This window comes from Propionimicrobium lymphophilum DSM 4903 (assembly GCF_000423485.1).
Classification (GTDB): Bacteria; Actinomycetota; Actinomycetes; order Propionibacteriales; family Propionibacteriaceae; genus Propionimicrobium; species Propionimicrobium lymphophilum.
On record NZ_AUIB01000012.1, the window covers coordinates 32,464 to 46,508 of the forward strand.

General features: G+C 53.5%; 12 protein-coding genes and 1 tRNA gene. 11 read left to right on the top strand and 2 right to left on the bottom strand.

The window, feature by feature from the left end:
• Positions 1 to 22 precede the first annotated feature (22 nt).
• From G556_RS10570 to rsfS, 11 genes are all read left to right on the top strand, one after another.
• Positions 23 to 1,150, top strand: coding sequence for a CPBP family intramembrane glutamic endopeptidase (locus G556_RS10570; RefSeq protein WP_016456339.1), 1,128 nt, complete (start codon positions 23 to 25; stop codon positions 1,148 to 1,150).
• Complete coding sequence (locus tag G556_RS0107015) at positions 1,147 to 3,117, top strand: TIGR03960 family B12-binding radical SAM protein (protein ID WP_028822258.1); 1,971 nt, start codon at positions 1,147 to 1,149, stop codon at positions 3,115 to 3,117. The genes G556_RS10570 and G556_RS0107015 overlap by 4 nt, the downstream gene beginning before the upstream one ends.
• Entirely contained in the window at positions 3,114 to 3,830 is a 717-nt protein-coding gene (locus G556_RS0107020; protein WP_028822259.1) for a TIGR03936 family radical SAM-associated protein, read from the top strand. Before G556_RS0107015 ends, G556_RS0107020 begins: the two co-directional genes overlap by 4 nt.
• 288 nt (positions 3,831 to 4,118) lie before the next feature.
• A complete protein-coding gene (locus tag G556_RS0107025; protein WP_028822260.1) occupies positions 4,119 to 6,689 on the top strand; it encodes an Rne/Rng family ribonuclease in 2,571 nt (856 codons plus the stop codon).
• A 191-nt stretch (positions 6,690 to 6,880) separates the two neighbouring features.
• Positions 6,881 to 7,186 (top strand): 50S ribosomal protein L21, encoded by a 306-nt coding sequence (gene rplU, locus G556_RS0107030; protein ID WP_016456335.1) that lies wholly within the window; start codon positions 6,881 to 6,883, stop codon positions 7,184 to 7,186.
• A gap of 7 nt (positions 7,187 to 7,193) precedes the next feature.
• Positions 7,194 to 7,451 carry a 50S ribosomal protein L27 gene (gene rpmA / locus G556_RS0107035; protein ID WP_028822261.1) on the top strand — a complete coding sequence of 86 codons (258 nt, stop codon included), beginning with the start codon at positions 7,194 to 7,196 and terminating at the stop codon, positions 7,449 to 7,451.
• A gap of 122 nt (positions 7,452 to 7,573) precedes the next feature.
• Positions 7,574 to 9,103, top strand: coding sequence for a GTPase ObgE (gene obgE / locus G556_RS10575; RefSeq protein WP_036916194.1), 1,530 nt, complete (start codon positions 7,574 to 7,576; stop codon positions 9,101 to 9,103).
• 6 nt (positions 9,104 to 9,109) lie between these two features.
• On the top strand, positions 9,110 to 10,276 hold the full coding sequence (proB, locus tag G556_RS0107045) for a glutamate 5-kinase (protein WP_028822262.1): 1,167 nt from the start codon (positions 9,110 to 9,112) through the stop codon (positions 10,274 to 10,276).
• A 10-nt stretch (positions 10,277 to 10,286) separates the two neighbouring features.
• A complete protein-coding gene (locus G556_RS0107050; RefSeq protein ID WP_036916195.1) occupies positions 10,287 to 11,543 on the top strand; it encodes a glutamate-5-semialdehyde dehydrogenase in 1,257 nt (418 codons plus the stop codon).
• An 11-nt stretch (positions 11,544 to 11,554) separates the two neighbouring features.
• On the top strand, positions 11,555 to 12,241 hold the full coding sequence (gene nadD, locus G556_RS10580) for a nicotinate-nucleotide adenylyltransferase (RefSeq protein WP_051176771.1): 687 nt from the start codon (positions 11,555 to 11,557) through the stop codon (positions 12,239 to 12,241).
• 9 nt (positions 12,242 to 12,250) lie between these two features.
• On the top strand, positions 12,251 to 12,613 hold the full coding sequence (gene rsfS, locus G556_RS0107060; RefSeq protein WP_028822264.1) for a ribosome silencing factor: 363 nt from the start codon (positions 12,251 to 12,253) through the stop codon (positions 12,611 to 12,613).
• 34 nt (positions 12,614 to 12,647) lie between these two features.
• Here the strand turns inward: rsfS and G556_RS0107065 are convergent, their stop codons facing one another.
• Positions 12,648 to 13,379: a VIT1/CCC1 transporter family protein gene (locus G556_RS0107065; RefSeq protein ID WP_051176774.1), complete on the bottom strand. Its 732-nt coding sequence runs from the start codon at positions 13,377 to 13,379 to the stop codon at positions 12,648 to 12,650.
• A 367-nt stretch (positions 13,380 to 13,746) separates the two neighbouring features.
• Positions 13,747 to 13,819, bottom strand: a tRNA-Ala gene (locus tag G556_RS0107075).
• Positions 13,820 to 14,045: the final 226 nt, after the last annotated feature.

The following is a 14,045-nucleotide window of genomic DNA, read 5'->3' on the forward strand; positions in this document are numbered from 1 at the left end:
CTAGATAGGTTAGGAGACAGCCTTGAACGAGTCAGTCAACGAACAATGGGCGCCGCCTTCGCCAGCTGAGCGCTCTGGCGGCAGTAAGTGCTCCTATCCTGTGATGGAGACCAACTACCCATCTTTTTGGCGTACTCAGACTTGGCAGGTCTGGCGACCTATCGTTGCCCTGGTCGTCGGAGTCTTCGTCTTTTTCGTGCTCTCGATGATCGCTAGCGTCGCCGGGCTTTTGATCGATCAAGCAACCGGGCGTCAAAAGATAACTGAGATCACCTCGATGGCTGACTTCGAGATGACCCCGATTATGTTCCTCGCAACCAATCTGTCCCTAGCCGCATTAGTGCCCACGGCAATGCTGATTGGGCGAATAATTTTCGGTCAGAAGGGCGGCTTTGTCTCTTCTGTCATTGGAAAACTGCGCTGGGGATGGCTAGGTGTCTGCGTCGCGATAATGATCCCAGTCTGGGCGTTGATGATCTTGGTTTCGTGGTTGGTTAATCCCGCCCAATTCGACGGCCTCCATGCCAACAACGAGACCGTTTTATTCATTTGCATCATTCTTCTGACGACTCCTTTGCAGTGCGCGGGCGAGGAGTACGGTTTTAGAGGCTTGATCAACCGTTCGGTGAGTAGTTTCGTTAGACCGGATAAGAAGATCTTCGGAGTCCCCACGGGCATGCTCTTGGGCACGTTGGTTTCTTCGCTCATGTTCATGGCGGCGCACGCGGCAACCGATATTTGGCTAAACCTCTTTTACTTCATGTTCGGTGTCGTCTCGTGCATTATGGCTTGGCGAACTGGTGGACTAGAAGCGTCCATCGCAATGCACGCGGTAAACAATCTGGTGGCTATGACCACTTTGCCCTTCGGGGACACCGAGGGTCTTTTGGATCGGTCCTCGGGTGTTGCAGATGCTTCGGCGTTGATTCAGATTGCTGCGCCAATAGTAGGTATGCTTTTGGTTTTGTTCGTCGCTAAGAAATTAGGCGTTCAAAAGACATCCGCACCCGATGCGCCCAGCGAAGAGCCGGATACAGCATCGGTTATGCCTAAGCAGATAGCGCCGAGATTTCCCGAGGAGGGAACCGACGAGGAAATGAGCAAGCCTCGTAGGGCAATAAATAATCAAACTGAGCAGAGTATTGAATGACATTTAAGCCGCAACAGTCGTCGCAGTGGGACGAGCTTGAGGTACTTCTTAATAGAGTTACGGAACCTGTCCAATACGTTGGAGAGGAAATCAATAGCGTTTCAAAATCGTGGGATGAAGTGAGAGTGCACTGGGTGCTCATGTATCCGGATGCATATTCGGTTGGCCAACCGAATCAGGGTCTAGCGATCCTCTATGAATTGGTCAACGAGCTCGATTACGCAAGCGCCGAGCGAACTTTTTCTGTGTGGCCGGACCTTGCTGAACTGATGAGGGCTAAGGGCCTGAGCCAATTCACTTGGGAAAGTCATCGTCCCGTGCGCGGCTACGACATTCTCGGAATCAGCCTTTCCACAGAGATGGGTTACACGAACGTGTTGGAGGCCCTAGATCTGGCAGGGATTCCGCTGCGCAGCGTCGATAGGCAGATCGAGGATCCGTTTGTGATTGCCGGTGGGCACTGTGCGTTCAACCCGGAACCGCTCGCCGATTTTCTGGACGTTGTCGTGATGGGTGACGGCGAAGAGGCATCGATCGAGTTCACCCGGTTAGTTGATGATTGGCTTAGGCAAGATTGCCCTGGCGGCCGAGACGGGTTATTGCTGAATGCGGCAAAGACCGGGAAGTTCTATGTCCCGAAATTTTACGACGTAACTTACGAAGATTATGAAGGTTTGATCCCGTTTTCCATCGCCAAGGTTTCTCCAAATCGTGGGGGCGTTCCCTACGAGGTGGAGAAGTGGGTATTAACCGATCTGGACGAGTGGCCCTACCCCAAAGCCCCGTTGGTTCCGGTGGCTCAGACCGTACACGAAAGGTATTCCGCCGAGATCTTCCGAGGCTGCACCAGGGGGTGTCGTTTTTGTCAGGCAGGAATGATCACTAGGCCTGTTCGTGAGCGCAGCCTGCAGACCATCGGTCAGATGATCGACCACGGGCTGAAATCTACTGGCTTGGACGAGGTAGGCCTGCTCTCGCTATCGAGCGCTGATCACTCCGAGATCGAATCATTGGCTCATCAGCTCGCCGACCGTTATTCGTCTAGCCAGGTTTCTCTGTCTATCCCCAGCACCAGGGTAGATGCCTTCAACATCGATCTGGCAGAAGAGCTATCTAGGGGCGGACGCAGGTCCGGACTCACTTTTGCTCCCGAAGGTGGGTCCGAAAGGATGCGTGCGGTCATCAACAAAAACGTTTCAGAAGAAGATCTGATCGCTACCGTTACGGCGGCATTTGCCAGCGGTTGGCAAAACGTGAAGCTGTATTTCATGGTCGGTCTGCCAACCGAGACGGATGAAGACGTCGCTCAGATCGCATTGATGGCACATGACGTGATTGCTGCCGGCCGAAAAGCTAGGGGAAAAAAGGACGTTCGTTGCACCATTAGCGTTGGGGCTTTCGTTCCTAAGTCGCATACGCCATTCCAGTGGGTTGGCCAGACCCACCCAGAGATCACCAACGAGCGCCTGGCGATGCTCAAAGACTTAGTGATCAGCGACAAGGAGTGCGGTAGGGCGATCACCATCAGATTTTCCGATGGCAATCCTGGTTTGATCGAGGGTTTGCTGGCTAGGGGAGACCGCCGGGTCGGAAAAGTTCTCGAAGAGGTTTGGCGTCAGGGTGCCAAGTTCGATGGTTGGCGGGAGCACTTCGATTTCGATCGCTGGATGCAAGTTAGTCAGCAAGTGTTAGAGGAATTCGGTATCGACATAGCTTGGTATACCACCCGTGAGCGTGAAGAGAATGAGGTTCTGCCATGGGACCATCTGGACTCTGGCCTAGACCGTGGTTGGTTATGGGACGATTACCAAGAATCACTCGGTGCTCAATCTCTGCCCGATTGCCGCTGGGCAGACTGTAATGACTGTGGTGTTTGCCCGGGGCTTGGTGTCGATTTGGACTTCGGCGAAACCGGTAAAAAGCTTCTGCCGATTGTCCCAGCTGGATGCGGTCAGGGGAAGTTATGAGCCAGAAACAGCCAGAGCAAAACCCGCAACCGGTGCAAAAGATTTGGTTGCAGTACGCAAAAAGAAGCGTCGCTCGTTTCGCTAGTCATCGTGATTTCAGCCGTGTCTTTCAGCGTGCTTTGAGGCGTGCCGGGGTGCCGATGGCGTATTCATCTGGGTTTCATCCTCATCCAAGAATTTCTTTTGCTCAGGCGGTGCCGACCGGGGCGGCCAGCGAGGCTGAATATTTGCAAATTTCCCTCTCTCAGACAGTTGATCCGGAGAAACTAGTTGAGGCGCTGAACGACTCGCTGCCCAGGGACTTCAGAGTATTGAAGGCGGTGGAAGCAGGTGGCGGTAAATTGCAGGATCGGATCGAGGCGTCCAACTGGGACTGCAAAATTCCTGTCGAGACTGACCGTGCTGCGCTTGAAAACGCCGTTAGAGAGTTTCTTTCCAGGGACGAAGTTCTCGTCACTCGGAAGGCGAAGAAGGGCGAGCGGACTTTCGATACTCGAAAAGCTGTCATGAAACTGGAAGTAACTTCGTTGGGTCTCCAGATCATGCTCAGGCACGTCGTGCCTTTGGTCCGTCCAGATGACGTGATCAGAGCGCTTATCTTAATCGACAAGGATCTTTTCGAGTTGCCGGATGTGCTTTTCGACAGGCTCTGCCAAGGGCCACTGGAAAAGGACGACAAGATTGGCGACCCGCTGGCGTCAGTTGTGGCCTAACAGTCAAGTTATGCAATAATTGCCGATAGGCAATCGTGCCAACCTGGCGCGAACCGCAGGTATCCGCACCCCGGACTAGGCCAAACGCGTGAATTCTGCCCGACAGACGTTTCTTGGGCATTCGTTCACTTGCGCAGGTAGGGTTTTGGGAAAGATGATCCCGTCCCGTTGATATTTCAGGATCGACGGGCCTCATGCATGAAAGATGCGAAAGCCGCGGGCCAACAGCTTTTGTGCGTTAACAACGCCACGATCTCGCATTTAATAATGCGTTAAGGAGCCTTTAGCATGGCTGAAAAACTTGATATTGCAGGACAAGATCCAGCAGCTTCGCAAGATCCAGACTTGCCCCGTCCGCCAAGCGGGCGTAGGGCCGCTAGCAGGCCTGCTGGACCTCCTAGCCAGACATCGAAAAATACTAATCTCTCTGCCGAATCGCTCTACGATGCGCCGAAGCCGGCAAGCGACTCGTCCGATAACGGCGACTTCAAAAAAGAGGAGTCGAAGCCGGCAAATCAGCGCGTATCACGCTCCAGGCGGAGGAATTCATCCAGTTCCGCTTCATCGGATGTGAAGGCATCCGATGAAGTTCAGGGCAATGTAGCTGAATCCAATTCTGACGAAAAGAGTCGTGCGGAAGCCTCATCCCAGGACCAGAACAAGCAGAGCCAAAATAACAGGCGTGGGTCTAGGAGATCTTCTTCGCGCAATGATTCTGATTCGAAGAATCAGTCGCGTCGTCGCCGTAGGCGCCAGACACCCGCTGCGGAAACCGAGCCTAGCGCGGAGCTGGAAGCCAAACTAGACGAGGTTCTTGGGGCTAAGAAGGCAGCGCACAAGGATGGGGATCACAAGAGCGCAAGCGAGCTGCTCGGCGGTAAGGTCCCCACCAATGAGCTTGGAGAAATTGACAAAGAGGCAGCCCTGGCAGACCTGACTGCAACAATCGCTGGTAAGACCAGCAATTCTGATGCCGAGCCAAGCAACGTCAAGCACAAGTCAGCCAACAAATCTAAAACTGGCGAGTCGGTGAGCGCCAAGAAGAACCAAGAAGAACCTTCGGACGCTGATCAGCAGAAGAAAGATTCTGCCGAGAACTCCGAGGAAGAAAAAGACGATAACTCGAGCAACGGACTCCGCCGCCGCAGGCGTAGGGGCGGACGCAGGCGTCACGGCAGTTCCAATGACGACTCTGATGAGTCCAACAACTCTGACGAGGCTAAGGAAGATGCTAAGGACGAAAAGTCTGAGGAAGACAACAACCAGCAGTCTTCAGGCTCACACCGCAGGCGACGTCGTAGGCGTAGGGGAGGAAGCTCCTCCGATGACGATACGACGATTGCTATTCGTCAGCCGCGTTCTCGATCTGTAAGCGACGAAATCACGAGTATCGAAGGCTCCACACGTCTCGAGGCGAAGCGTCAGCGTCGTCGCGAGGGCAGGTCTCAGCGTCGTCGCGTTCCGATCCTCACCGAGGCAGAATTCCTCGCTAGGCGAGAGAACGTCAGCCGCAAAATGGTTATTCGTCAAAGCGACGATTACACTCAGCTGGCTGTTCTTGAGGACAACATGCTTGTTGAGCACTACGTGGACCGTAAAAACTCCACCAGCTTGATCGGCAATATCTATCTTGGTCGCGTGCAAAACGTTCTGCCGAGCATGGAAGCCGTATTCATCGACATCGGTCGAGGCCGTAACGCCGTTCTTTACGCCGGTGAGGTCAATTGGGACGCTTTCGAGGTCGCTTCAGATAAACGTCAGGTCGAGCAGGTGTTTAAGTCTGGCGATTCGGTGATCGTTCAGGTCAGCAAGGACCCGGTTGGGGCTAAGGGCGCCAGACTGACTGGACATGTTTCTTTGCCTGGCAGGTATGTCGTTTACTCTCCGAATGGTCACCTTTCCGGCATCAGCCGCAAGCTTCCAGACAAGGAGCGCGCCAGGCTGAAGAAGATTCTCGATGAGACACTCAGCGATTCCGCCTCCGTTATCGTCCGCACTGCGGCCGAGGGCGCCACTGAAGAAAACCTTATTCACGATGTCGACAGGTTGAAGGCTCAGTGGGAGGTCATCGAGAAAAAGGCGAAACGTGGCGGAGCCCCGGCTCAGCTGTATGCGGAGCCCGACCTAACTTTGAGGACCATCCGAGATATCTTCACCGAAGACTTCGAGGAACTCATCATTGCCGGTCAGGGCAGCCAGAACGACGCTTGGGAGAGCGTTTCTCAATACGTCGAAATGATCGCTCCTCAGCTCGCGGATAGGCTCAAGAAGTGGGACTCGCAGAAGCAGGGAGACCTCTTCTCCGTGTACCGAATCGATGAGCAGATTTCTAAGGCCCTGGAGCGAAAGGTGTTCTTGCCCTCCGGCGGTTCGCTAGTTATCGACCGCACTGAGGCAATGACTGTTATTGATGTCAACACCGGTAAGTTCACCGGTAGCGGCGGAAATCTCGAGGAGACAGTCACCAAGAACAACTTGGAGGCTGCCGAAGAGATCGTTCGTCAGCTGCGTTTGCGAGACCTGGGCGGAATCATCGTTGTCGACTTCATCGACATGGTGTTGCCCGCCAACAGGGATCTTTTGTTGCGCAGACTGGTCGAATGCCTAAGCCGTGATCGCACCAGGCATCAGGTATCTGAGGTGACGAGTCTCGGCCTGGTGCAAATGACCAGGAAGCGGATCGGAACCGGTCTAGCTGAGGCCTTCACGACCGAGTGCGAGGCTTGTGGCGGTCGTGGATACCACCGCTACGACACCCCTGTCGCATCCCAGGCTCCTGCGGACGGTGGCGAGCGCCACGGACGCAAGAACGGACGCAAAAATTCAAAAAACGGCAAGGGCAAAAACAAAAATAACTGAATATTGAGGGTCATCAGTCGCGGTTGCAAGCCAAAAAGTGACGCAGTTTGCGAGCTAAGGAACTACCCCGTATTATTGACCCTCGGTGCTTAATCAATCGCTTAGTTTTTAGGCTTGAAGATTGTTAAGCAGTAAAACTTTGAACTGTTCGTAAATCGACGAGAGTCGATACAAATGAGAGTGAGTCAGGCGTGTACGCGATCGTGCGCAGTGGCAGCTGCCAGCAGAAGGTAGCCGTCGGTGACGTCGTCGAAATCGATCTGATCGGCGACGAAGTCGGCTCCAGCATCGAGCTGAAGCCAGTGATGCTGGTCGACGGCGATGACATCACCGCGGGTGCGGACCTAGGCAAGGCCAAGGTCACCGCCGAGGTGTTGGGTCAGACCAAGGGACCGAAAATCCGCATCCTGAAGTACAAGAACAAGACCGGTTACAAGCGGCGCATCGGGCACCGCCAGAAGTACACCCAGGTCAAGATCACAGACATCAAGGGGTGAATTAAAGATGGCACATAAGAAAGGTGCTTCTAGCTCTAGCAACGGCCGTGACTCAAACGCAAAGCGCTTGGGTGTAAAGCGTTTCGGTGGTCAGCAGGTTAACGCCGGTGAGATTCTGGTTCGCCAGCGCGGCACCAGCATGCACCCCGGTGAAGGTGTTGGTCTGGGTAAGGACGACACTTTGTTCGCCCTTGTCAACGGCACCGTACGCTACGGATCCACTCGCGGTCGTAAGGTCGTGAACGTTGACCCGTTAGAGGCTTAATTAAGCAAAAACTTAGATAAGAGGTCGCACCCGCAAGAGGGGCGACCTCTTATTTGTTTATCGCTCTGATGCTTTTTCTACGCAAGATACGATTGACGTAATCGTTAATTTGAGGAAATAACATGGCTATTCCATCGTTCGTTGATCGCGCCGTACTGAAAGTAGCAGCCGGCAGCGGCGGTAACGGCTGCGCGTCCGTACGCCGTGAAAAGTTCAAGCCACTTGGCGGTCCCGACGGCGGAAACGGCGGAAACGGCGGCTCTATCATTCTGCGTGTCGATCCGGGGCTGCACACCCTCGTCGATTACCACAGGCAGTCGCAGCGTAAAGCCGAAAATGGTCAGCCGGGAATGGGTAATTTTAGGGCTGGATCTAACGGCGAAGATATCGTGTTGAGCGTTCCCATCGGAACCGTCGTCAGCGAAGAAGGTGGAGGGGTTCTCGCCGACCTTACCGAAGAGACGCCGGAGTACGTGGTTGCTAAAGGAGGGCGAGGAGGGCTTGGTAACGCCGCGCTAGCCAGCAAGGCTCGCAAGGCCCCGGGCTTCGCGTTGCTTGGAGAGCCCGGCGATGAGTTGACAATCGTGCTCGAAATGAAGGTCGTCGCCGATATTGGCTTGGTCGGTTTTCCGAGCGCGGGTAAATCCAGTCTGATTGCAGCAATTTCGGCGGCGAAACCTGAAATTGCAGATTATCCCTTCACCACGTTGGTGCCGAACCTAGGCGTAGTAGTGGCAGACGATGTCACTTATACCGTGGCGGACGTGCCTGGACTAATCCCGGGGGCAAGCGAGGGTAAAGGCCTCGGACACGATTTCCTTCGGCACATCGAACGCTGTCAGGCGCTCGTCCACGTCATAGACTGCGCGACTTACGAGCCAGGTCGCGATCCGTTGAGCGACTTCGACGCCATTGAGCTAGAGCTGAATAATTACGGCGGCCTGGAGGAACGTCCTCGTCTTGTTGCTCTGAACAAGATCGATGTTCCGGATGGCGCAGACATGGCAGACATCGTCATCGATAGCTTGACCGAGCGTGGTTTAAAAGTATTTCCGATCTCCACGAAGACGGGGGAGGGCATTACCGAACTTAAGTTTGCGATGGCCAATCTCGTCGAGGAAATGAAACGTGATCAGCCAAAGCCGGTTCCCATAGTGATCAAGCCAAAACCTGTCGACTCGCGCAGCGATTCGACCTTCACAATTAAACGTCAGGGAGATGGCGAAGGGGGAGAGATTTGGCGAGTGCGAGGTGAAAGGCCAGAGCGCTGGGTGCGGCAGACTGACTTCTCTAATGACGAAGCTGTTGGCTATCTTGCAGACCGCCTGAATCGTTTGGGAATCGAGGACGAGCTTCTCAAGATGGGCGCAATGCCAGGCGATGCTGTTGCGATCGGACCCGGAAAACATCCCGTGGTCTTCGACTTCTCTCCTCAGGTTGAGTCGGGTGCTGAGCTGCTTGGCCGCCGTGGTGAAGATCCGCGACTTGATGAGGTGAGGCCATCAGTTGTTCGACGTCGTGAGCTTGACGCGGAATATAAGGAGAAGCGTGCCCAGTCCCTTTCTGGAGTTAAACGCGAGGAAGGCGTCGATTGGCGCGAGCAACACCGTCGTGAACTAGAAGCCGACATGGCTACGGACTTTGAGGACTGATTACTGGTGTCTGAGCACTGGAGCGAACAGGTTCTGCGCGATTCCGTTAAGGACGCCAGGCGAGTTGTCGTTAAGGTCGGATCGAGCTCACTTAGCAGCGTTTCTGGCGGCCTAGATATGAGTCGGATCACTCAGTTGGTGATCGAGCTAGCGCAGATCCACCGGTCTGGGCGAGATGTAGTTCTGATCAGTTCTGGCGCAATCGCAACCGGTCTGGCTCCGCTCAAGTTGAAGAAGCGTCCTAAGGATCTGGCGCATCAACAGGCTGCGGCTGCAGTCGGCCAAGGGCTGTTGATGCAGCATTACGCAGAGCTGTTTGCGGCTCACGGTATCTTGGCCGGACAAGTTTTGCTGACGGTCGAAGACCTTACCCGCCACGACAGCTACAACAACGCTTTGCGTACGCTTGGAACTTTGCTGCAGATGGGCGTTGTTCCCGTCATTAATGAGAACGACACTGTAGCGACTCACGAGATCCGTTTCGGCGACAACGATAGAATCGCAGCTTTGATAGCCCAGTTGACTAGGGCTGATGCTTTGATTCTGCTCACTGATGTTCCCGGCCTATACACCGCTCATCCTGACGAGCCAGGGGCTGAAAAGATAACATTCGTGGAAGACGTCGAAAACCTGGACGCAGACACTAGCAGGCTTGGTTCTGCGGTTGGTTCCGGGGGCATGAAGAGCAAAGTTCAGGCCGCAAAGATTGCTTCCAGCGCTGGCATTCCCGTCGTAATGACCAATTGGCAGCAACTCGGTCCGGCAGCCAGAGGCGAAGAAGTGGGAACGGTTTTCGCTCCGATAGATAAACGCAGGCCGCGTAGGCTTCTGTGGCTTGCTTATGCCTCTAGCTCGCAGGGGAAACTTTACTTGGACGCGGGTGCGCAGCGAGCAGTAGTTTCTGCCAACGCTTCCTTGCTGCCAGCCGGATTGACCCGAGTCGAAGGCAATTTCGAGGCCGGAGATCCCGTCGACCTCTGCGATCAACAGGGGACAAGCATCGCCAGAGGAATAGTCTCATATTCTTCGGACGAACTTCCCAAGATGATTGGGAAACATACCGTCGAGCTAGCCGAATCGATGGGACACGAATACGATCGTGCGGTGGTTCATCGCGACATGCTTATAGTTCTGCATGCAGGAACTGGTTCCATCGGCGACAAGGTTAACTAAGATAGTGCCCATGTCGGTTGAAGATAACAGCGTGAACTCCCTCGCAACGCGCGCGAGGCAGGCGTCCTTTGAACTGTCCTCAGCCTCCCGAGCGCTCAAGGACGAAGCGTTGAGAGCTATGGCGGACGCTCTAGAGTCGAGCATGGCGGAAGTGCTCTCGGCGAACAAAATAGATGTTGACCAGGCGCGCGAAACCGGCACTCCGGAGGCCATGATTGACAGACTCGCGCTGGATGCCTCTCGCGTTGCAGGCATGGTGGGCGGCCTCCGCAAGCTGGTGGACCTAGCGGATCCGGTTGGCGAGATTGTCAGGGGATGGAACCTAGCAAACGGTGTTCAAATCAAGCAGGTGCGCGTTCCCTTCGGCGTTGTGGGAATGATCTACGAGGCTCGCCCTAACGTCACAGCGGACGCTGCTGGAGTGTGCCTAAAGTCGGGAAACGCCAGCATTCTTAGAGGAAGTTCTAGCGCGCTGTACAGCAATCGGGCTATCGTCAAAGCGTTGCGAAGCGGACTAGAAGCTAGCGGGTTGCCTGTTGACTCTGTTTCTCTGGTCGAAGGCGGCCACGAGACGACACAGCAGATGATGGCCGCTCGTGGTCTTATCGACGTGCTGATCCCTCGCGGTGGTGCCGGGTTGATCAATGCAGTGGTTGAAAACTCTAAGGTTCCCGTAATCGAAACCGGAACAGGCAATTGCCACTTATTTGTTGATCGCGCTGCAAATCTGGATATTGCTGAAAAGATCATTCTCAACGCTAAAGTTCAACGTCCTAGCGTATGTAATGCACTCGAAACATTGTTGGTTCATCAAGAAGTCGCTGAAGACTTCATACCTCGGATAACCGATTCGCTGATGGCCAAAGGGGTCACGCTACACGGTAATGACAAGGCAGTGAGCCTAGATTCTAGAATCATTGCAGCAAGAAGTGACGAGTTCAACGCGGAATATCTCTCGCTAGATCTCGCAGTAAAAGTCGTATCTGATATCGATGATGCCATCGAGCACATTAGGACACACACCACAGGTCACTCGGAAACGATCGTTACGAACGACATGGTTGCGTCTAACAAGTTCGTTTCAGCCATCGATGCAGCTGCCGTACTAGTCAACGCTTCAAGCCGATTCGTTGACGGCGGAGAGTTCGGGTTCGGCGCTGAAATCGGTATCTCGACGCAGAAGTTACATGCGAGGGGGCCGATGGCGTTGCAAGAGATGACTTCAACCAGGTATGTAATAACTGGAGAGGGCCAGGTGCGCAGCTAGCGCCATTAGATATGAGGAATGAACGCGGTAGTGCCGAGACCGGTCTCGTCAGGCAGGACACAAAACACCGATACAGGTTAGGCGTGATGGGCGGCACTTTCGACCCTATTCACCACGGACACCTAGTGGCTGCTAGTGAGGTCGCCGCGAGGTTCCACCTTGACGAGGTGGTGTTCGTGCCCACGGGCATCCCTTGGCAGAAAGCTGGTAGGAAAGTTAGCCATGCTGAAGACCGCTATCTAATGACGGTTATCGCCACTGCATCTAACCCCAGATTTTCTGTAAGTAGGGTGGATATCGAGCGGCCTGGAAATACTTACACGGTTGATACGCTGCGCGAGATCAAAGAAAAACGTGGTGAGGCAGATCTTTACTTCATTACGGGTGCAGATGCCATGGCTTCCATACTCACTTGGCGAGGCGCCGATGAGCTTTTCGATCTAGCTAATTTCGTCGGTGTTTCGCGACCTGGGGTTGACCTTGGCAAAAAGGACATCAGCCATCTACCGCCAGACAAAGTGACGCTGCTCGAGGTTCCGGCTATGGCCATCAGCTCTACTGAATGCCGTAAACGCGTAGGTGAAGGGTTACCGCTTTGGTACCTTGTGCCAGACGGGGTCGTGCAGTACGTGGCTAAGCGGGGTCTCTACACCGATAAGCAATACATCGAGCCTCTACAAATCGAACCAACTGACTAAAGGGAACATATGAGCGCAACTAGCCAAGCTATTCAAACGGCAAGGATCGCTGCCCAGGCTGCGAACAGCAAGATCGGCCACGACATTGTGGCATTTGACGTTTCTCAACAGCTGGCGATAGCAGACGTCTTTCTGATCGTTTCCGGAAATAATGAGCCCCAAGTGGGCGCAATCGTCGACGAGATAGTGACGAAGATCATCGAGAAGGAAGATGCTCGGCCCATTCGTAGGGAAGGCGAGAGAGAACAACGCTGGGTGCTTCTGGACTACGGCGACGTCGTTGTTCACGTTCAGCACCAAGAGGACAGGGCGCTATATAACTTAGAGCGGCTCTGGAAAGATTGTCCACAAATTGATTTGCAATTAAATTAAAAGATATGCCGGCTATTTAGCCGGCATATCTTTTTTACAAAGTCATTCCAACTAGATGTCCAACGGCGCCAGTGGTTATCATCGCTAAAGCCCCGCCCGAAATAACTCTAATTATTGGTCTAATTCCCCTTGCTTCGGAAAGTCGTGAAGAAACATAGCCTGCAATGCCTAAAGCTAAAACGGTTATTATGAAAGTCATTGGAATTTTAATTGATGCCGGAAATATTAGTATGGCCAGCATTGGCAGAATTGCCCCGAGCGTAAAAGAAACCGCTGACGAAATAGCTGCATGCCAGGGATTTGCGAACTCCTCCGAGTCGATCGAGTATCGGGCGCTCACGTGGGCGCCGATTGGATCTATCGAGGTGTATTCGAGCGCCACCTTTTTCGCCGTGTCGGGCGACAATCCTTTGGACTCATAGATTTGGATTAGGGACGACAAGCTAGCGCGTGGCGATGTCTTTAGTCCTCTGCTTACTTTGGCCACCAGAGCTTGCTCTGTGTCCTTCTGCGTGGAAACTGAAACGTATTCGCCAGCGGCCATCGAAATGGCGCCAGCGACCACGGCGGCTAATCCCGCAGTGAATATTGCTGCGTTGTTTGCTGGGGTCGCCGCGGCAACTCCTACGACCACGCCGGCTGTCGAAACGATACCGTCATTCGCACCTAAAACACCTGCCCGTAGCCAGTTAAGCTTTGCCGCAGTCTGGACGCTCTTGTTGTGTGAACTGGACGGACGAGAATCGATCTTTTCTAATACAGTCATCAGACCCACCTCTAAGCAATTCCTTTTATGGCACATTAAATTTTGAAATTTTGATATACAAGAAAAAGAAGGGTAGGTGTTCCTTTATGTAAAAAGGATGAAGGCGTTTGCTTGTTAAGGCAGGCTACCTTTTTTCAGAAACGAGAGTGTTTGGAAATGTTTTTCCGCTACGTGAATTAAAGCAGAAATGATTTTAAATTCAAAATATTTTATCTCTATTGTAGAGATAAATTGACTGCGTATGCCCGTTAGCCACTCGGCGACCATGTGAGAACGTCAAACTGATAACCCCGGAGTTAACGGTTGCTGTTTTAACGCAAAAGGATAAACAAAAAGACGGCCATTTCGCGGCCGCCTTCGTAAATTGTGGAGGTAAGGGGATTCGAACCCCTGGCCTCTTCCATGCCATGGAAGCGCGCTACCAACTGCGCCATACCCCCAAGATTGGGTTTGCCTCGCGAAAGTTTTTTAACTTCGTGCTTGGCACGAAAAAGAACTATAGCCGATCGATCAGACAAGTCAAAATTTATTCTTCATAGTCTTTGGCTAGAGAAATGACGGGGCGAGAGATCTGAACTGTCCCCCGATTGTTGGATGGTTTAAATAGTATCCGGTTTAGGCTGTTAGGGCATGAGTTCGGTATTGGGCCGGGCTCATGCCTTCTAG